Annotated in this window: 13 protein-coding genes and 1 tRNA gene; 5 read left to right on the forward strand and 9 right to left on the reverse strand. The window is 64.3% G+C overall.

Features of this window, described 5'->3' with window-relative positions; genetic code table 11:
• Positions 1–18 precede the first annotated feature (18 nt).
• The 8 genes from atzF to HGI46_RS08475 are packed head-to-tail and all read right to left on the reverse strand — an operon-like array spanning position 19 to position 10,021.
• Positions 19–1,788 (reverse strand): allophanate hydrolase, encoded by a 1,770-nt coding sequence (gene atzF, locus HGI46_RS08440; protein ID WP_168903796.1) that lies wholly within the window; start codon positions 1,786–1,788, stop codon positions 19–21.
• Positions 1,785–5,393 carry an urea carboxylase gene (uca, locus tag HGI46_RS08445; RefSeq protein WP_168903797.1) on the reverse strand — a complete coding sequence of 1,203 codons (3,609 nt, stop codon included), beginning with the start codon at positions 5,391–5,393 and terminating at the stop codon, positions 1,785–1,787. Before uca ends, atzF begins: the two co-directional genes overlap by 4 nt.
• Positions 5,390–6,025 carry an urea amidolyase associated protein UAAP2 gene (locus tag HGI46_RS08450; RefSeq protein ID WP_206065630.1) on the reverse strand — a complete coding sequence of 212 codons (636 nt, stop codon included), beginning with the start codon at positions 6,023–6,025 and terminating at the stop codon, positions 5,390–5,392. Before HGI46_RS08450 ends, uca begins: the two co-directional genes overlap by 4 nt.
• A gap of 11 nt (positions 6,026–6,036) precedes the next feature.
• Positions 6,037–6,873, reverse strand: a complete 837-nt coding sequence (locus HGI46_RS08455) for an urea amidolyase associated protein UAAP1 (protein WP_168903799.1) — start codon at positions 6,871–6,873, stop codon at positions 6,037–6,039.
• Positions 6,870–7,343, reverse strand: coding sequence for a CopG family ribbon-helix-helix protein (locus HGI46_RS08460; RefSeq protein ID WP_062347447.1), 474 nt, complete (start codon positions 7,341–7,343; stop codon positions 6,870–6,872). Before HGI46_RS08460 ends, HGI46_RS08455 begins: the two co-directional genes overlap by 4 nt.
• A complete protein-coding gene (locus HGI46_RS08465; protein ID WP_168903800.1) occupies positions 7,343–8,101 on the reverse strand; it encodes an ABC transporter ATP-binding protein in 759 nt (252 codons plus the stop codon). Before HGI46_RS08465 ends, HGI46_RS08460 begins: the two co-directional genes overlap by 1 nt.
• Positions 8,098–8,913, reverse strand: coding sequence for an ABC transporter permease subunit (locus HGI46_RS08470; protein WP_168903801.1), 816 nt, complete (start codon positions 8,911–8,913; stop codon positions 8,098–8,100). The genes HGI46_RS08465 and HGI46_RS08470 overlap by 4 nt, the downstream gene beginning before the upstream one ends.
• A 28-nt stretch (positions 8,914–8,941) precedes the next feature.
• Positions 8,942–10,021, reverse strand: coding sequence for a putative urea ABC transporter substrate-binding protein (locus tag HGI46_RS08475; protein ID WP_168903859.1), 1,080 nt, complete (start codon positions 10,019–10,021; stop codon positions 8,942–8,944).
• A 217-nt stretch (positions 10,022–10,238) separates the two neighbouring features.
• Here HGI46_RS08475 and HGI46_RS08480 point away from each other — a divergent pair, with 217 nt between their 5' ends.
• The 3 genes from HGI46_RS08480 (at position 10,239) to HGI46_RS08490 (ending at position 12,771) form a co-directional block, all read left to right on the forward strand.
• Complete coding sequence (locus HGI46_RS08480) at positions 10,239–11,135, forward strand: sterol desaturase family protein (protein WP_168903802.1); 897 nt, start codon at positions 10,239–10,241, stop codon at positions 11,133–11,135.
• A 128-nt stretch (positions 11,136–11,263) separates the two neighbouring features.
• A tRNA-Met gene (locus tag HGI46_RS08485) sits at positions 11,264–11,340 on the forward strand.
• Positions 11,341–11,517: 177 nt separating this feature from the next.
• Positions 11,518–12,771 (forward strand): integrase arm-type DNA-binding domain-containing protein, encoded by a 1,254-nt coding sequence (locus HGI46_RS08490; protein ID WP_168903803.1) that lies wholly within the window; start codon positions 11,518–11,520, stop codon positions 12,769–12,771.
• Positions 12,772–12,825: 54 nt separating this feature from the next.
• On the opposite strand, the gene HGI46_RS08495 is transcribed toward HGI46_RS08490, so the two are convergent.
• Complete coding sequence (locus tag HGI46_RS08495; RefSeq protein WP_168903804.1) at positions 12,826–13,482, reverse strand: transglycosylase SLT domain-containing protein; 657 nt, start codon at positions 13,480–13,482, stop codon at positions 12,826–12,828.
• A gap of 124 nt (positions 13,483–13,606) precedes the next feature.
• Between HGI46_RS08495 and HGI46_RS08500 the strand changes: the two genes are divergently transcribed.
• Together HGI46_RS08500 and HGI46_RS08505 are read left to right on the forward strand one after the other, a co-directional pair.
• Positions 13,607–14,536: a toprim domain-containing protein gene (locus HGI46_RS08500; protein ID WP_168903805.1), complete on the forward strand. Its 930-nt coding sequence runs from the start codon at positions 13,607–13,609 to the stop codon at positions 14,534–14,536.
• Positions 14,537–14,577: 41 nt separating this feature from the next.
• Positions 14,578–18,810, forward strand: coding sequence for a strawberry notch family protein (locus HGI46_RS08505; protein WP_168903806.1), 4,233 nt, complete (start codon positions 14,578–14,580; stop codon positions 18,808–18,810).
• Positions 18,811–18,857: the final 47 nt, after the last annotated feature.

Below are 18,857 nucleotides of genomic sequence, written 5' to 3' on the forward strand. Positions count from 1 at the left end.
GGTTGCGTCTTCAAAAACTCAGCTACGCGAGGCGATGTAAGCGCGCCATCCGCCAAGGTGCGTAATGTCCTCGGCTCCGGCCAGCGCCCGCGGTTCCGCGACGAAGCCCTTGACGCTGCTGCCGTCGGCCAGCGTGACCGTGCCGATGGCGAGCGGCGGCGGGACTTCGACGGTGAAGCTGCCGAATTCGGCGAGGCCGAGCTCATAGACCTCAAGCTTGATTGCCGCCCCGCCTTCGTCGAAGACTAGCGCGGGCTTGGGCGGCGTGCTGTTGGCGATGGCGTAGAGCTTGTAGGTCGGAGCGGTCTCGAACGCGCCGACGAACTTCGCATCGCGCGAGGTCAGCTGCCAGTGCAGCGGCATGCCTTCGAGGTGTGCGCCAACGACGGCCAGTTTCACGGTCTGCATCTTGCCCTCCAGGTCGAGCGGGGGTGGGGGAGTGAGGTTCGCGGCGTCGAGCCACTGGTCGGCAGCATCGAGCAGGGCGCGGTCAGTGGCGGCAGGGCCGATCAGCGTGATGCCGAAGCCGGTGCCATTGTGGCGCACGCCTGCGGGTACCGCCACGGCGGCCATGTCGAGCAGGTTCACGAAATTGGTGTAGAAGCCGAGGTTGCTGTTGAGCGCCACCGGGGCCACCGCGAGTTCGGCGACGCGGTAGGTGGTGCCGGTGGTGGGGAAGGCGAGCATGTCGACGCTTTCCCACAACTGGTCAGCATGGCGCTTCAGTTCGGCCATGCGGTACACGCCGTTCCAAAGCTCCACGGCGGTCTTGTCCCACCCGGCTTCGACGACGGTGCGCACGGTGGGGTCGACGGCCTCGGGGATGTCACGAAGCAATGTGGCAATGGCGGCGGTGCGTTCGGCCACCCATGGTCCGCCATAGAGCAGTTGCGCGGCTTCGAGCAGCGGGGCGATGTCGATCTCGACCACTTCGGCGCTCTGCGCGAGGGTGGCGAGGGCCTGATCGTAGAAGAATTCGGACTCACCGTCGCCAAAGAACGCGCGCTGATCGCGGCGGGGGACGCCGATGCGCTTGGGGTTGAGCGCAGTTTCGGGAAGTTGGCGCGACCATGGATCGCCCGCGTCGAATCCGGCCAGCGTGTGGTCGACCAGGCGAGCGTCGATGGTGTCGGAAGCGAAAACGGTGATGCAGTCTATCGAACGACAGGCGGGGACGAGTCCCTTGGTGCTCCAGCGGCCCTTGGTCGGCTTGAATCCGATCAGGTGGTTGAACGCGGCGGGCACGCGGCCGGAACCTGCGGTATCGGTGCCGAGCGCGATGGGCACGAGCCCTGTGGCAACCGCGATGGCCGAACCGGAGCTAGAGCCGCCGCTGACGTAATCGCGGTTATAGGCATTGCGCGGAATGCCATAGGGGCTGCGCGTGCCGACGAGGCCGGTGGCGAACTGGTCGAGGTTGGTCTTGCCGACGCAGATCGCCCCTGCGGCCTTGAGGCGGGCGATGACGGTCGCGTCCTCGGCTGGGGCATAGGCAAATGCCGGGCAGGCGGCGGTGGTCTGGAGGCCCGTGACGTCGATATTGTCCTTCGCGGCATAGGGCACGCCGGCCAGCGGCAGGACTTCGCCTGCGGCCACGCGGGCATCGATGGCGCGGGCCTGAGCAAGCAGGTCTTCCGCCGTGGCGCGGCTGATCCAGACTTGCGGCTGGATTGCGTCGTAGGCGGCGATGCGGGCGAGGGTTTCCTCCATGACGGCGACGGCGGGCGTCGTGCCAGCATTGACCCCCGCAGCGATGGCGGCGGCGCTGCGACGGTCGAGCACGGTCATGCGCTCCTCCGCAGGGCAAGCATGGGCGTGCCGGGCTGTAGCGGCTGGCGTTCCTTGATGTAGAGCGCGGCGACCGTGCCTGCGCCGGGGCTTTCGACCGGGCACTCCATCTTCATCGCCTCGATTACGGCGATCGTCTCGCCCGCCGCCACGGTGTCGCCGGGTTGGACCAGCAGCTTCCACACGCTGCCGCCGAAGGGGGCTTCGATGAGGTCTGCGCCTTCGGGGACGTCCACCGCGTTTTCGGCGGGGGCTTCGCTTTCCGTAAGGGCACTGACGCGGTCGAATTCGCCGCGGCGTTGCCATTCGGCGCGTTCGGCATCGAATGCGGACTGGCGGCGGGCTTCGAAGGCGGCGATGTCCTCGGCGTTGTCGGCCAGGAACTTGCGGTAGTCGGACAGGCGGAATTCGGACGGTTCGATCCTCAGCGCGCGCTTGCCGCTGGGGAAATCGCGGCGCCACTCGGCCAGCTCTTCGGCGCTGACCGGGTAGAAGCGGATCTGGTCGAAGAAGCGCAGGAGCCAGGGCTTGCCCTCGATGAAGTCTGCCGTCTGACGATGCGTGTTCCAGACCTGCACGGTGCGGCCGAACAGCTGGTAGCCACCGGGGCCTTCCATGCCGTAGATGCACATATAGGCCCCGCCGATGCCGACGACGTTGGGCGGCGTCCAGGTGCGGGCGGGGTTGTACTTGGTGGTGACAAGGCGGTGGCGCGGATCGACCGGCGTGGCAACCGGCGCGCCGAGGTAGACATCGCCCAGACCCATGACGAGGTAACTCGCCTCGAAGATCAGATTCTCCACCGCAGAAACGTCTGGCAAGCCATTGATGCGGCGGATGAATTCGATGTTGTCCGGGCACCATGGCGCATCGTCGCGCACCGCGCTCATGTACTTCTCGATGGTCTCGATGGTGGCGGGGTCGCGCCAGCTCAGCGGCAGATGCACGATGCGCGAGGGGATGGCGAAGTCTTCGAGATCGCCGAGGCGTTCTTCTGCCGCCGTGAGCGCGGCGAGCGCCTCGGCTTGCGTCAGATTGCGCCCATCGAAGTGCAGCTGGAGCGAGCGGATGCCGGGCACTACGTCGATCACGCCGGGTAGGGCCATGCGCTCAAGCTCGGTCATCAGCGCGTGGACGCGGATGCGCAGTTCGAGATCGAGCACCAGCGGGCCGTATTCGACAAGGATGTTGCGATCACCCTGCTGGCGGTACACAACGCCGGGGCGGCCCGGAGCTTCGGGTATCGTGCCAAGGATCGGCGTCTGCGTGGCGGCATCGCAGGGGCGGCTGGAGGCGGGCCTGGTGCCGGTGGCGAGGAATTCCTGCTGCGCGCGATCGGCAGCCGTTGCCTCGTCCATGGTGACGGGCACGAAGCGGACGCGGTTTCCGGGGACGAGCTGGCCGATCTTCCAGCGATCCGCCGCGATCACCACGAACGGGCAGACGAAGCCGCCGAGGGACGGACCATCGGGGCCGAGGATGATTGGCATGTCGCCGGTAAAGTCCACCGCGCCAATGGCATAGGCGTTGTCGTGGATGTTCGAGGGATGCAGCCCCGCCTCGCCGCCATCGCGCCGCGCCCATTCGGGCTTGGGGCCGACAAGGCGCACGCCGGTGCGGTTGGAGTTGTAGTGGACCTGCCATTCAGCGGTGACCACCATGTCGATGTCGGTCTCGGTGAAGAAGTCCGGCGCGCCGTGTGGGCCATAGAGCACGCGCACGCACCAGTCGCTCGGGAGCGTGGGCAGGGGCGGCGGGGCTAGCGGTTCGCCGACGGGTTCATGGGCGAGGTGGAGGACGTCACCCGCGACGAGACGGCGTGCGGCGTGGCCGCCGAACTGGCCCAGTTCGAAGGTGCTGCGGCTGCCGAGGTAAGGGGCGATGTCGAACCCGCCGGCGACGAGCAGGTAGCCGCGCATGCCGCCGCCCTTTGCTCTGCCGATGACCAGCGTCTGCCCTGCCTTTGCCTCGAAGAGTTGCCCTCGAGTTACCGGTTTGCCTTCGAGAGTTGCGCCGAAGTCAGCGCCGGTGAGGCACAGGGTGGCATCGGCTGCGAACTGCAGGGTGGGGCCGGTGACGGTCATTTCCAGTCCGGCGGTGCCTTCGGGATTGCCGAGCAGGCGGTTGCCGAGGCGGAAGGACTGGTCGTCCATCGGGCCGGAGGGCGGCACGCCGACCGCCCAGAGGTGCTGGCGACCGGGCCAGTCCTGCACGGTGGTGGCGGTACCGCCGCTGATCACCCTGATTGATTGGGGTTTGAAAACAACGTCTTCCAGTGCCCGAGTCGAGACTTCACCTGAAGTGAAGGCAGGCGCGGCGACGACGCTGCGCAGCCAGCGCAGGTTGGTCTCGATACCATCGACGCGGGATTTCGCCAGCGCGTCCTGCATCGCAGTCACGGCCTCGGCACGGGTGGGGGCGTGGACGATCAGCTTGGCGAGCATGGGATCGTACCAGGCGCTGACTTCGCTGCCGGCCATGACCCAGGTTTCGGCGCGGATGTCGGCGGGAAATTCGACGCAGGTCAGCGTGCCCGAGGTGGGGCGGTAATCGAGTGCCGGGTCTTCGGCGTAGAGGCGAATCTGCACCGAATGGCCGTTGGGGGTGGTCGGCGCAGTGTCGAGGAAGCTGTAATCACCGGCGGCGCCCCGGATCATCCATTCCACCAGATCGACGCCCATGACCATCTCGGTCACGCCGTGTTCGACCTGCAGTCGGGTGTTCATTTCCAGGAAAAAGAATTCCTTGCGCTCGGAATCGTAGAGAAATTCTACGGTTCCGGCAGAGCGATAGCGCGCGGCTTCGCCGAGGCGGATGGCAGCGGCGTAGAGCGCCTGGCGGACAGGTTCGGGGAGGAGCGGGGCGGGGGCTTCCTCGACCACCTTCTGGTTGCGGCGCTGCAACGAGCAGTCGCGCTCGCCCAAGGCGACGACGCGGCCCTCGCCATCGCCGAAGATCTGCACTTCGACATGGCGGGCGCGGCGGACGAAGCGTTCGAGGAAGACCCCGGCATCGCCGAAGTTGCTCTGGCCGAGGCGGGCGACGGCGGCGAACCCTTCGCGGATGTCGTCAGCGGTCTCGCACACGCGCATGCCGATCCCGCCGCCGCCTGCGGTGGCCTTGAGCATTACGGGCAAGCCGATGGCCTCGGCGGCGGCGAGGGCTTCGTCCTCGCTGGTCAGCAGGTCGCTGCCCGGCGCAAGGGGGACGCCATGAGCGGCGGCGAGTTCGCGCGCGCTGTGCTTGAGGCCGAAGGTGCGGATGTTGTCGGGCGTGGGGCCGATGAAGACGATGCCCGCTTCGGCGCAGGCGGCGGCGAATTCGGTGTTTTCGGAAAGGAAGCCGTAGCCCGGATGGATCGCGCCTGCGCCGGTGCGTTTGGCCGCATCGATGATCGCGGCGATGTTGAGATAGCTCTCGGACGGGCGCGCGCCGCCGATGCACACGGCTTCGTCAGCCTGTGCGACGTGGAGCGAGGCTTCGTCGGCCTCCGAATAGACTGCGACCGAGCGCAGGCCCATCCTGCGCAAGGTGCGGATGATGCGCGTGGCGATGGCGCCGCGATTGGCGATGAGGACCGTGTCGAAAGCGGGAGCGGCGGTCATGCGGCGACGATCATGCGGACGGGGGTGGGATTGAAGGCGTTGCAGGGGTTGTTGATCTGCGGGCAGTTGGAGACGACGACAAACACATCCATCTCTGCGCGCAGGTCGACCGTCAGACCGGGGGCGGAGATGCCATCGACGATGCCGAGTGCCCCGTCAGCCTCGACCGGCACGTTCATGAAGAAGTTGATGTTGGAGACGATGTCGCGCTTGCCGCGGCCTTCCCAGAGGTTGGCCTCAAGGAAGTTCTCGACGCAGGCATGTTGCGACTTGGTGTGATGTCCATAGCGCAAGGTATTGGATTCACAGGAACATGCGCCGCCAATGGTATCGTGGTAATCGACCGCGCTGCCGGTGATGGTCATCAGCGGGCGGCCTTCGTTGGACAGCAGCACTGTGCCTTCGCGCAGGAACAGGTTGCCCTGCGCAGCGACGGTATCCTGCGCGCTGTAGCGTTCGGAATCGTCGGCGGCGCTGTAGATCAGGAAGTCGACCGCCTGGTTGCCTTCAAGGTCGACGATCCGCAGCGTCTCACCCTGCTTGACGTGGTGCAACCAAGGCGCGCGGGCGGGAACGATCTCGTCGTGAATGATCGTGCCGGAAAGGCCGGAGAGGTGGGGATCGGTCATCAGGCCTGTCCTTTTCAGCGGCGGTAGTAGTCTTCGACGTTGAGGAAGGCGCGCTGGCCCTCCGGCGTCGCGTTGCGGATGGGGTCGGCCTCGCCAGTCACGGGTCCGCGCCATGCGGTGAGGCGCAACGGGGTGACGGAGTATTCCAGCCTGGGATCAAGGACATGCGGGACGTTGGTGACAACGACTATCACGTCCATCTCGGCACGCAGGATCACGCTGCGACCGGGAGCGTAGGGGCCGACGAGTGGGGTGATGGTGCCGTCTTCCTCGATGCGGGTGCCCTTGAACAGCGTGACGCAAGGGTGGACATCGCGGCGACCGAGGCCGTGCTTGGCGGCGCCCAGAAGGAAGCGGTCGCGTCCGTTGGGATAGGCGCCGCTGTTGCGGCCTTCGCCGTACTTGGCGAGGTTCGTGGCGGCGTTCGAGGTGCCGGAGAAGCAGTCGTGCGTGCCCGCATCGTCGGCCTCGATGCTCATCAGCACGCGGCCCATGTCGGATAGCAGGAGCTTGCCGGTGCCGAGGTAGGCGTTCCACTGCACCTTGACCGTATCGGCAAAGTTCAGGCGCTCGGTCGGCATTTCGGCGTTGAACAGGTTCAATGAGGCGCAGGCATCGCCCTTCACGTCGATCAGCCGCAGGCGGGTGCCGCGGGCTATGCGGCGGGTGGCGTAGCCGCCGGGGGCGACGGTTTCTTCCCAGAGCAGGTCATCCGCGCTGACGCCTAGGGGCAGATCGGTTGCGACGGGCGGGAGGATCGGCATCGATTCCACCACCGTTCCGGCCATCGAGCGGGCATGGTCGCGGGCGGCGTTGGGGTTCGCCAAAGTTGAGGTGGGCGCGGCGGTCATGCGGCGGCTCCTTTCTTCGATCCGGGGCCAGCCTCGGACAGAGGCGGCAGCAGGGCGGTGGTGGTGACAAGCTGGAGCTGCTGGACCCCGCGCACGCGGCGCAGGGCATCGGCAAGGCCCTTGAGCCGGGCGGCGGGGCCTTGCACCAGCAGGACTTCGAGCGACTGGTCGTCCTTGAGGAAGACGTGCTGGGTGGAGATCACTTCGGTCTGGAAATCGGCCTGCGTGCCCGCGAGCTGCTGGCGCACGCGGCCCCGGTCGCCGCGATAGACGAGGGTGATCGTGCCCGCGAGGATCTCGTCCGGACGGGTCAGCGCCTCGTGCGCGGCGAGGGCGTGGCGGATCAGTTCGGCGATCAGCTGCGAGCGCGAGGGGAGCTGGCGTTCCTCGACCATCATGTCGAGCTTGCGGAACAGGTCCGCAGGCAGGCTCATGCTGAGGCGGGCGAGGCTGGCGGGTTCGCTGGACATCACGCCGCTTCCGGTTCCGGCTCGGGCGCTGGTGCGTCCTTGCGCAGGGTGAGATCGTAGACCGCCGTCGCGCCGAAGCGGTGGGGGGCGTGGGGATCGTGGCGGCGCTTGTCGAGGGCGAGGACGCGGGTGCCGAGCGAGAAGGCTTCCTTGATGTCGTGCGTGACCATGATGATGGTCAGGCCGAAGTCCTGCCACAGCTGGCGGATCAGCACGTGCATGTCGGCCCGGATGCCCGGATCGAGCGCGCCGAACGGCTCGTCGAGCAGAAGGATGCGCGGGCGCATGATCAGGGCCTGCGCGATTGCCAAGCGTTGTTGCATGCCGCCCGACATCTGGCTGGGGTAGAGGTTCAGGCTGTCCCCAAGGCCCACTGCCTGGAGCATGGCGGTTGCTTCTTCGGCGGCGCGCTTCTTTGCATCGCCGACGAGACGCGCGAGCAGCGGCGCCTTGGTGCATTCGAGGCCGAACATCACGTTCTGCAGCACGGTGAGGTGCGGGAAGACCGAATAGCGCTGGAACACCACGCCGCGATCGGGACCACATTCGCGGGCGAGCGGCTCTCCGTCGAGGGTGATCGTGCCCGAGGTCGGCACTTCCTGGCCGAGGACGACGCGCAGGAAGGTGCTCTTGCCCGCGCCCGAGGGGCCGACGACCGAGACGAACGAGCCTTCGTCGACATCGAGATCGACTTTTTCGAGCACCACGCGGTCGCCATATTCGACCCAGACGTTGCGCAGGGAGAGGAGCGCGCTCAATGGCTTGCTCCGTGAGCCCAGGGGAACGCCTTCTGGCTCAAGGTCCTGAGGCCCCAGTCCATGGCGATGGCGAGCAGAGCGATCCACGCGACGTAGGGGATGATCACGTCCATCGCGAGATAGCGGCGGACGAGGAAGATGCGGTAGCCGAGGCCGACATCGGACGCGATGGCCTCTGCCGAGATCAGGAACACCCATGCCGGGCCAAGCGCGAGGCGCAGGGCAAGGATCAGGCGCGGCATCGCCTGGGGCAGGGCGACGCGGATGAGGATCTGCCAGGAGCCTGCGCCAAGTGTCTGTGCCTTGGCCAGCATTTCGCGGGGCAGGGTGCCGACATGGCCGGCAACGTCACGGATCATCACGGGCGCGATGCCGATGACGATCAGGGCGACCTTGGCGGTCTCACCCAGGCCGAGCGCAACGAACAGGATCGGCAGGAGAGCGATGGGCGGGATGACGGCGATGCCGGTGACGAGAGGACCGAAAGTGGCGCGGACCGGGGGCAGGGCACCGAGGACGAGGCCGACCAGCAGCGCCATCAGCGTGGCGATGGCAAGGCCAAGGCAGAGGCGCTGGAGGCTGGCGAGGGTGTCGGCCCAGAACACCACTGTTCCGGAAAGCACGTCGGCCTTGGTCATCTGCGCCCAGAGCGCCGTCGCCATGCCGGAGGGCAGGGGCAGGATCTTGTCTGCCGGGTTCACCGCGTGGCGCGAATAGGCGGCGAACAGGTAGACGATGACCAGCAGCAGGATCGGCACGGCACCGAGCGCGAGGCGCTGTTTGCGGTCCGGTTCGCGGTTTACCCAGCGCATGAGGAAGTGTCCCGAAGTATCGAGGAGATCAGAGCTTTCCGTCGGCGGCGAGCTTCATGAAGCTGTCGTCGAAGCGCAGGGTGACGCGGGCGGGATCGCCGAGCGTCTTGCCGCCGGGGAAGGCCATGCCGACCGCATCGGCCGAGGAGGCTCCGGGGAACAGGCCCTTGGAAAAGCTGAAATCGCGCACGCGGGTCATGGTCTCGATGAGCTTTGCGTCTTGCGTGGCGGCGACCGCGTCCTTGGCCTGAGCGTAGAGGAACGTGGTCTTGAGCTGGGCTTCGAAGACTTCGGGCGTGGTCCCGGCGAGCTTGGCCATTGCGGCGCGGGCCTGCTTGCCCTGCTCGTCCTGCGCGGTCATCACCTTCATCGTATCGTACCAGATGCCGGCGAGGGCCTTGCCGAGATCGGGGTTGGCCTTGAGCGTGGCAGTATCGACGACGAGGAGATCGAGGATTTCGCCGGGGATATCGGCCGAGGTGAAGACCTTCGACACGCCGGGTTGTGCGGCCATGACCGAGAGTTGCGGGTTCCATGCGACCGCCGCAGTGGCATCGGGCGAGGCGAAGGCGGCGACGATGTCGGCGTCGGAGGTGTTGATCGTCTTGACGTCGGTCAGCGCCATGCCGTTGCTGCCGAGCGCGCGGGCGAGCAGGTAATGCGAGACCGAAAGCTCGGCGAGGTAGACCTGGCGGCCCTTGATCGCGGCCAGCGAGTTTGCGCCCTTGAGCAGGATGCCGTCATTGCCGTTGGAATAATCGCCGACGATGATGGCGCTGGTGTCCTTGCCGCCGGCAGCGGGAATGGTGAGGGCGTCCATGTTGGCGACGGTCACGCCATCGAACTTGCCGGCGGTGTACTGGTTTACCGATTCGACGTAGTCGTTCACCTGCACCACATTGATCTTGATGTGGTACTTATCGGCCCACTTCTTCACGATGCCGGCCTGCTGGGCATAGGGCCAGGGCATCCAGCCGGCGTAGATCGACCAGCCGATGCTGAATTCGGTGCGCTTTTCAGCGACCTTTTCACCGCCGGAGCAGGAGGCCAGTGCCAAGGTCGCTGCGATCAGCGCGGTCTTGCCGACCTTTCCAAGATTGGCACCGATCTGCGTCGCAAAAGCCTGTAGCACCAGCCATTCCCCTTCGTGGAGTGAGCTTGATCGCTGCCCCGGACCGGAGAGTCCTTGGTATTACGATCAGCCGCTTTGGTAATACCTGCCCGGAAGAAAGTGCGGATACGTCGATTGACGTAGCGCCCGGTTTGGCGGGTTGGGCCTAAGTCTGGTATACGGGTTCAGTTCAGGGGTCTTGCGGGCAAGCAACATGAACATCAGGAAATTTGCAGTCGATATGCTGCCGCCGGTGACGCTGGCGATTGTCGTTTCCTTCTGGGGACTTGCGCCGAAAGCCTGGGTCGAAAGCACCTGGACCGCCATCATCATGACTGCGCTCGTGACAGCGTGGGTGCTGGGACTCGAACTGGTGCTAGAGCGTCATGCCGGGTGGCGGATGAACCGCCAGGAGTTCTTCACCGACCTGTTCTACATGGTGCTGAACGCGACGCTGATTTCGAAGGTTTCGCAGCTTGTTGGCGAAGCGCCGTTAATGGCCTTCAAGAAGGCAGCGGGGATCGCCACGCCTTGGGCGGCGGAGATGCCGTTCCTGGCGCAAGTGGCGCTGGTGCTGTTCGTCTATGAGTTCGGCCAGTACTGGATGCATCGCCTGATGCACAATTGGACGCCGTTCTGGCTGACCCATGCGCCGCACCACCACATCACGCAACTGAACGCGATGAAGGGCGCGGTCGGCAATCCGATCGAACTGGTGCTGATCAGCCTGAGCATCGTCGTGCTGTTCGACGTGTCGCAGGCAGCGGTGCTGGGCGCATTCGGCGCAACGGGGGTGATCTCGACCTTTGCGCACGCCAATGTGCGATCGGACCCGCCGAAGTTCTATTCCTGGTTCTTCACCACGATCCGCCACCACAGCCTGCACCATTCGGTCCCTTACGAGGACACGCGCTGCAACTATGGCAATTCGCTGATCCTGTGCGATCGCATCTTCGGCACCTACAAGGAAGGTGAGGCCAGTATCGTCGGGCAGGATGATCGCAGGCGGCTGTCTATCCGCGAGCAGTGGGTTTTCCCCTTCGTGCCGCTGGTCAAGGCGTGGCAAGCACGGCGCGCTGGTGGGCAGGCGGGCAGCAATGGCGTGGCGTAACGACGTTTGCGCCGGTCGGGCGAGGGCTGCCACAAGAGCTGTAAAAAATCCTGCTTACCCGGTTGACCGGACAGGCAGCCACAGCTAGAGGCCCGACCTGCCCAGCGGACTTCGGTTCCGCGCAACGGGGCGGAGTAGCTCAGCAGGTTAGAGCAGCGGAATCATAATCCGCGTGTCGGGGGTTCGAGTCCCTCCTCCGCTACCAATCCCTTATCCGGAAGCTTCCGGCAGCTTCCGCATTTTTCCAAAAATCGAAAGAAAAGCAGAGGGTTGCGGGTGATTCGCGTCCGCATGCGCCCATGGCTTTCCACATGCAGCCAGATTTGGTGTGGGGGTATTTTGGGGGTAGTTTTGCGGAGTATCGGAAAGGAGCGATACCCCCATGCCTCTGACGGAGACTCAAGCCAAGAATGCAAAGCCACGCGAGCGAGCGTACAAGCTTGCCGACAGCGAGGGCTTGTTCCTGCTCGTCCAGCCGAACGGCACGAAGCTTTGGCGGATGAAATACCGATTTGCAGGCAAGGAGAAGTTGCTGTCGTTTGGCGCTTATCCGGCGTTGGGGATCGCCGCCGCCCGGGACAAGCGCAAAGCGGCCAAGGCGCTCCTTGCCGAGGGCAAGGATCCAATGAAGGCCAAGGGGGAGGTGATATCGGAGAACGGTGACACCTTCTACATGGTGGCGAAACGCTGGCACGAGAACCGCCAGTCGGCATTGAATCCGGCACATGCCGAACGTGTCTGGTCACGAATGGAGCGGGACGTGTTCCCCTCCCTAGGACAGAGGCTGATCCACGAGATCACTGCCCCCGAGGTCCTGGAGATGATCCGCAGGATTGAGATACGAGGCGCGCTAGATATCAGTCGGCGTGCCAAGCAAGGGGTAGGGCAGGTCTTTCAGTTCGCGATTGCTTGCGGGCTGGCATCCAGCGATCCCACTGCTCACCTTAGTGGCGCCCTGAAGCCTCGGCCCAGGGTGAAGCACATGAGCCGCCTTCCTCTGTTGGAAATACCTGCGTTCCTCGAAAAGCTGCGAGCCTATCAAGAGGAAGGTGACCGGCGCTCGGCGGTCACCCGCGATGCAGTACTATTCGCATTGCTGACCTGGGTCAGGACAAAAGAGCTTCGACTGGCCGTCAAATCCGAATTTGAAAATCTCGATGGTACGGAAGCCGTTTGGCGGATTCCGGCTACACGCATGAAGATGGGGCGCGAACACCTCGTTCCACTTTCAGCCCAGGCCGCACTCATTGCTAGAAAAATGGTATCGGCGGCGACCGGTGATTACCTGTTTCCCGGGACCCACCCAGACAAGCCGTTGTCTGAAAACACGATGATCTATGCGCTTTACCGCCTTGGATATCATAGTCGCCAGACCATCCACGGCTTTCGAGGCCTCGCCAGCACCTGGGCGAACGAGCAATTGGTTGAATTTGGCAAGCCGGCGATGTGGATCCGGAAGTACCATGAGGATTGGGTCGAGTTGCAGCTCGCTCATTCAGAGAAGGATGATGTCCGGGGAGCTTACAACGCGGCGGAGTATCTCGCGCCCCGCCGGCGAATGATGCAGGATTGGGCTGACTTCCTCGATGGGCGGAAGGTCGTCGACATCAGGAAAGGGCGAAAGCGCGCCGCGTGACGCCCGTCAGGAGAAGCGTTCAATCTGATCAAATGGCATTCGACGCAGTTCGTATCAAAACTGCCAGTGACGCAGGACGTCGCGGACATATCCGGGCGTTTCGCCATTTCGGGGAATGCCGCCTGCACGTTCGACTGCCCCTGGCCCAGCATTGTAGGCCGCCACGGCCAGGTGGACCACGCCAAACCTGTCGAGCATCTGCCGGAGATACCGCGCAGCGCCGAAGATGTTGGCCATAGGATCGAAGCGATTGGAGACCCCGAGTTCTTTTGCCGTTGCTGGCATCAGCTGTCCGAGACCTGCTGCACCTGCTGGGCTGACCGCGAAGGGGTTATATCGGGATTCTGTCCATACGAGCGCATCGAGCAGGCCTGCGGGCAATGAGTACTTCGCTTCCGCCGCATAGATGTGGGGAAGGTAGCTTGCTCGCCTGAAGTCGGACGGGCCACGTTTGGCCTTGGGTTCGTATCTGTATGGCAGGTTCACGCGGCCATTTTGTGGCACAATAAGACCAGATGCCGGGCCGGCCTGACGGCCTGACCACAGCCCATGCTCGACCAGCTGGAAGCCGTTCGATGTTTCAGCAATCCGGATGCCTTCGGAGTGACTGGCGTGGGCTTCGATTGTGGCTGGCGCGGACAAATCCTGGGCTCTGGCGGAGGTAGCAGAGGTGATCGCGAAGCCTGCGACCAAGATAGCTTTCATTGTCATTTCTCGATCCTTCTATAGCCGAATCGAGCGAGAACATATAGAGAACATATGAAGTAGGAAAATGGTTTGGCGCTGGTGCAGAGCGGAGGCTGCGCGGGGAGGGCACCTCAACCGGAGAAGGTCGATGCCCCCGTTAGACAATGCTCATCAACTCGAACGCCGCGCCCGCACCATCGTCGAAAGCCTTCAGGGGATATGGAGTCGGGGCAAGGGCATGTGCCGCTGCCCGGCGCATGATGACCGAACTCCTTCACTAAGCGTGACGCTGGGAAGAAAGGCGATCTTGTTTCATTGCTTCGCGGGATGCCTGAACGAGGACGTCATTGCGGCGTTGGATCGCCAAGGTTTTCGCAGCCGCGACCTGTTCAATGGCTCAGACGTCAGGTCCATCGAACGGCAAACTCATGGTGACTTCAGTCCCAATGCGCGGCGCTTGTGGCAATCGGGGACGGCGATCTCCGACGGCCCTGCCGCACAATACCTTGCGCAGCGCGGTCTTCTGCCCGCATCCGATCAACTCCGATACCTGGCGCGGACGCCGCTCGGGCCGCGCGGCGCTGTCCAATTTCTGCCCGCGATGCTGGCCGCAGTAACGTCCGACATTGGCATAATCGCGGTACACCGAACGTTTCTCAACGTGGAGAGCGGCAAGCTTGCCGCTTTCGACCGGCCCAAGCGTGCGCTTGGCTCCCTTGGTTTTGGTTCCGTCAGGCTGGCGCCGCCGGTGCAAGGGCGTCTTGGACTTGCCGAAGGGATCGAGAGCGCACTTTCAGCAATGCAGTTGTTCGGGATTTCTTGCTGGGCAACGCTCGGGAACGAGCGCTTCGGACTTGTTGCGATCCCGGAGGGCGTGCGCGAGCTCCATCTGTTCATCGACAATGATGCCGGTGGCGCTCTCGCCGAGAAGCGAGCTTTGAAGGCTTACGCTGCGCCTCATCGTGTCATCCACTCACGAGCACCGGCCTCGTCCGGTTTTGACTGGAACGATGAGCTGAAGTCCCGGCTTGCCGGTAAGCCTGATCCGTTGACCAGAGGGGAGGGGGCCTTTGGCTGATTGAGGCCTGCCCGCTGCAGGACCTCGTCAGGAGGTTTCCCATGTCCAATTCGTCCCTCGCTTTCGCATTCGATCCACCATCTCCGCCGCTTGTCGTGACGGCAGCCAAAGCAATGGCGGTACAATTGGCAGCAGGCGGCGCGCTTTCGCGCAGCGACATCAACCGCACGATGACGGACCACTTCGGCGGAACCGATGCACTCGGGGCATGGTCAGTCCGTGATGCTCACGCTGCGCTCGAGCTGGCGCAGGTTCAACACCTGCAAGCATCAGATCAAATCCAGCTCTCGAGCCCGATCGACGAGGCGGAACAATTCTTCTGCGGTCTCAATGCCCAAGTTCCGACCCAAACCAATCGCAGCGACGAGCAGATCGAATTGCAGCAATTCGCAACGCCGCCGCGCCTTGCCTGGCTTGCTGCTCGGGCTTGCGCGCTAGCCCCTGGCGAACTTGTGCTCGAACCATCGGCCGGAACGGGGATGCTCGCGGTCTGGGCCGCCAAGGCCAGCTCGCGCCTTGCCCTCAACGAAATCTCGCCGCTTCGCCGCGACTGCCTGAGCGCCTTGTTCCCTGCGGCCCGAGTGACCGGCTATGACGCTGAGCTGATCGACGAACTGCTCGATCTAGCCATCATCCCGAGCGTCGTGCTGATGAACCCTCCCTATTCCCACGGCATTGAGCGAGGGCGCGATAGTCGCACTGGCTCGCGCCATCTGCGATCGGCCTGGAACCGTCTGGCGTCCGGGGGGCGGCTTGTCGCGATCATGCCTGAATGGTTCGACTGTGCGAAGTTCCTGGCGGGGTTGAAGGGACCGATCTCGCTGCGGCTCAATGCCGCCGTCGAACGCGCGTTCGTCAGACAGGGCACCGGCATCACCACGCGGCTGTTGGTCTTCGACAAGGTGGAAGACTCCCATGAGCCTGTCGCTATCCGCACAAACGACTTTCGCCAGCTGGTCGATCTTGTCGATACTTTGCCGGCTCGCGCCAGCTTGGAGGCTGTTACTGAGCAATCGAGCCTTCCGGCTCGTGCGCCGTTTCGCCTGGTGGCGGTGCCGCGCAGGCCGCTGCCGACACCAGCCAGGATCACGCCTCCAGCCTCCGCCATCGGGTCGCTCACCTACCAGTCGCTCGAAACCCCTGCGCCGCTTGCCCCTCAGGTCGGCCACTATCTGCCCTATCGTCCAAGCCGGATCGTTATCGATGGCGCAACCGAGCATCCGACTGCGCTCGTGGAGTCCGTCGCCATGGGTTCGATCGCTGCACCAATTCCCGATGCTGTACCGCAGCTGCCTGACGGGCTGATTACCAAGGGACTGCTGTCGGCTGCTCAGGCGGAGACCCTGATCTACGCTGCAAGCGCCCATGCGCGCGACCTTCCCGGCCGGTTCGAGCCAGAGGACAAGGGCTGTTCTCTCAAGGCATCTGCGGAAGGCCAGACCTACCGACTGGGATATTTCCTCGGGGATGGAACAGGTGCCGGGAAGGGTCGTCAGATTGCGAGCGTCATCCTCGATCGCTGGGTGCGCGGTGAACGCCGCCATATCTGGATTTCGAAGAACGAGGCACTACTCGAAGATGCTCGGCGCGACTGGGCGGCTCTTGGCGGCCTCCCGATCGACATCCAACCTCTGGCGTCCTGGAAAATCGGCACCCCCATCGCCATGCGCGAGGGCATTCTCTTCGTGACCTACCCGACCCTGCGGTCAGGCCGAAACGATGCGACCCGCCTCGACCAGGTCCTCGCCTGGGCCGGCGACGACTTCGACGGCGTGATCGTGTTCGATGAGGCGCACGCCATGGCCAATGCTGCTGGCGGCGAAGGATCGCGGGGCAAGGTCAAGGGATCGGAGCAAGGCATTGCCGGGGTGCGTCTGCAAAACCTCCTGCCCCGGGCAAGGGTGCTCTACGCTTCGGCCACCGGAGCGTCCGACGTGAACAACCTCGCCTATGCGACGCGCCTCGGGCTCTGGGGGCCGGAGACCGCCTTCGCCAATCGCGAGGCTTTCGTTGCCGACATTCGCGATGGCGGAATTGCAGCAATGGAACTGGTCGCGCGGGATCTCAAATCACTCGGCCTCTACACGGCCCGGGCCCTTTCGTTCGCCGGTGTCGAATATGAGATCCTCGAACATTGCCTGACCGAGGATCAGATCACGGTCTACGATGCCTATGCCGAAGCCTGGGCGATCATCCACGCCAACCTGCGCGAAGCGTTGGAAGCCACGCGGATCATCGACAGCCAGACCGGGGGCACGCTCAACTCGGGTGCCAAGTCTGCAGCGCTGTCGATCTTTGAGGGGACCAAGCAGCGCTTCTTCGCGCAGCTGCTTCTGTCGATGAAGCTCCCAAGCCTGCTGCCCGCGATCGACAGGGTGATTGCCGATGGTCATGCTGTTGTCGTGCAACTCGTCTCGACGGCCGAGGCCATGCTCGACCGTCGGCTTGCTGACCTGTCTGACGAGGAGCGCGAAGCTCTCGAGATCGACCTCTCCCCGCGGGAATATGTGATCGACTATCTCGCCAAGAGCTTTCCTGTCCGCCTGATGGCGGTGTTCACAGACGAAAACGGTAATCCTCGCTCCGAGCCGATGAGTGACGAGCAAGGCGCACCTGTGCTCTGTCGAACTGCGCTGGCCGCGCGCGACCGGATGATCGAGCAGCTCTGCGCCTTGCCGCCCATCGCCACAGCCCTCGATGCCATCATCGAACGTTTCGGCGTCGACCAGGTGGCGGAAGTCACCGGTCGCACACGTCGGCTGATCGTCGGCCGCGATGGTCGTCAGAAACTCCAATCCCGGTCGCCGCGCGCCAACGTCGCCGAGACCCAGGCATTCATGGACGGTGCCAAGCGCATTCTGGTGTTCTCCGATGCCGGAGGAACCGGGCGCAGCTACCATGCCGATCTGGCCGCGAAGAACCAGGCCCGCCGCGTCCACTTCCTGCTCGAGCCGGGCTGGCGGGCTGACGCCGCAATACAGGGGCTCGGGCGGACCAATCGCACCAATCAGGCATCGGCACCGCTGTTCAGGCCGGTGACCACCGATGTGCGCGGCGAGCGCCGCTTCATCTCGACGATCGCGCGGCGCCTCGACAGCCTCGGCGCTCTGACCCGCGGGCAGCGCCAGACCGGTGGGCAGAACCTCTTCGATCCTGCCGACAATCTCGAAAGCATCTACGCCAAGGAGGCGCTCCATCGCTGGTTCGGCCTGTTGTTCACCGGCAAGCTCGAAGCCGTCGGTCTCGGGCGCTTTCAGGAGCTGACAGGTCTCCGGATCGAAGCGCCTGATGGTTCGATGGTCGATGACCTGCCGTCGATCCAGCGGTGGCTCAACCGCATTCTTGCGCTTCCCATAGCCCTGCAGAACGCGATCTTCGACGAGTTCATGGGGCTGGTCGAAGCGCGCATCGATGCCGCCCGGCAGGCCGGCACGCTCGATCTCGGCCTCGAGACGATTGCAGTCGAGGACTTCACGGCCCTGTGCGACACGCTGCTGCGCACCGATCCGGCATCGGGCGCGACCACCCATCTGCTGGAACTGGAAATCGCCAGAGCCTTGAAGCCGCTCACACTGAAGCGGCTCGAGGAGCTTTACGGCATCACTGGGCAGCGGCAACGGGCGGTTCGAAATGCTCGCTCAGGCCGGGTTGCCTTGCTCGTGCCTGCCCGCAGTATTCTTGCCGATGACGGTATGCGCGTGACCCGCTTCGAATTGCTGCGCCCCCTCAAGCGCAGTCACATCACCGAGGATCAGCTCGCTGAGAGCAGCTGGGAAGGGATCTCCGTCGACGCTTTCCGCAAGGCCTGGGTCGCCGAGGTGGAAGAGGCGAGGACCAGCCACAAGCGCGAGCGCCTCTATGTCGCGACAGGTCTCCTGCTGCCGGTCTGGGACAAGCTGCCTTCAGATTTTGTAAGAGTCAGCCGTATCTCGGCGGCGGATGGCCGTTCGCTCCTCGGCCGCGAGGTTCCCGTCCACTGCGTGCCCGAACTGTGCCGGGCGCTTGGTCTGGAACGGGAACAAACGCTCTCTGCTGATGAAGTTGTTCAGACCGTCCTGGCGACGGGCAGGGCCACGGAGTTCGCGGCCCGCGAGAAGCTCGTGGTCAAACGCAGCCTGGTCAATGGCTCACAGCGACTTGAGCTTACGGGATGGAGTGCTGCTCGGCTCGACTGGTACAAGGCCCAAGGCTGCTTTACCGAGATCATCCGGTATCAGACCCGGCTCTTCGTGCCGATCGAGGGCGCGGCGAGCGTGATTGCCAGACTGGCATGATCGGCAGAGTTCCTTGCCAAATGGCATTATTTGCCATATATGATGCC

Source organism: Novosphingobium sp. ERW19 (genome assembly GCF_012641315.1).
GTDB lineage: Bacteria > Pseudomonadota > Alphaproteobacteria > Sphingomonadales > Sphingomonadaceae > Novosphingobium.

Bases quoted from the DNA above. Each gene is read 5' to 3' on its own strand.
- HGI46_RS08480 (WP_168903802.1), top strand. From the start codon at position 10,239: ATGAACATCAGGAAATTTGCAGTCGATATGCTGCCGCCGGTGACGCTG.
- uca (WP_168903797.1), bottom strand. From the start codon at position 5,393: ATGACCGCCGCTCCCGCTTTCGACACGGTCCTCATCGCCAATCGCGGC.
- HGI46_RS08455 (WP_168903799.1), bottom strand. From the start codon at position 6,873: ATGACCGCCGCGCCCACCTCAACTTTGGCGAACCCCAACGCCGCCCGC.
- HGI46_RS08490 (WP_168903803.1), top strand. From the start codon at position 11,518: ATGCCTCTGACGGAGACTCAAGCCAAGAATGCAAAGCCACGCGAGCGA.
- atzF (WP_168903796.1), bottom strand. From the start codon at position 1,788: ATGACCGTGCTCGACCGTCGCAGCGCCGCCGCCATCGCTGCGGGGGTC.
- HGI46_RS08470 (WP_168903801.1), bottom strand. From the start codon at position 8,913: ATGCGCTGGGTAAACCGCGAACCGGACCGCAAACAGCGCCTCGCGCTC.
- HGI46_RS08495 (WP_168903804.1), bottom strand. From the start codon at position 13,482: ATGACAATGAAAGCTATCTTGGTCGCAGGCTTCGCGATCACCTCTGCT.
- HGI46_RS08505 (WP_168903806.1), top strand. From the start codon at position 14,578: ATGTCCAATTCGTCCCTCGCTTTCGCATTCGATCCACCATCTCCGCCG.
- HGI46_RS08500 (WP_168903805.1), top strand. From the start codon at position 13,607: ATGCCCCCGTTAGACAATGCTCATCAACTCGAACGCCGCGCCCGCACC.
- HGI46_RS08460 (WP_062347447.1), bottom strand. From the start codon at position 7,343: ATGTCCAGCGAACCCGCCAGCCTCGCCCGCCTCAGCATGAGCCTGCCT.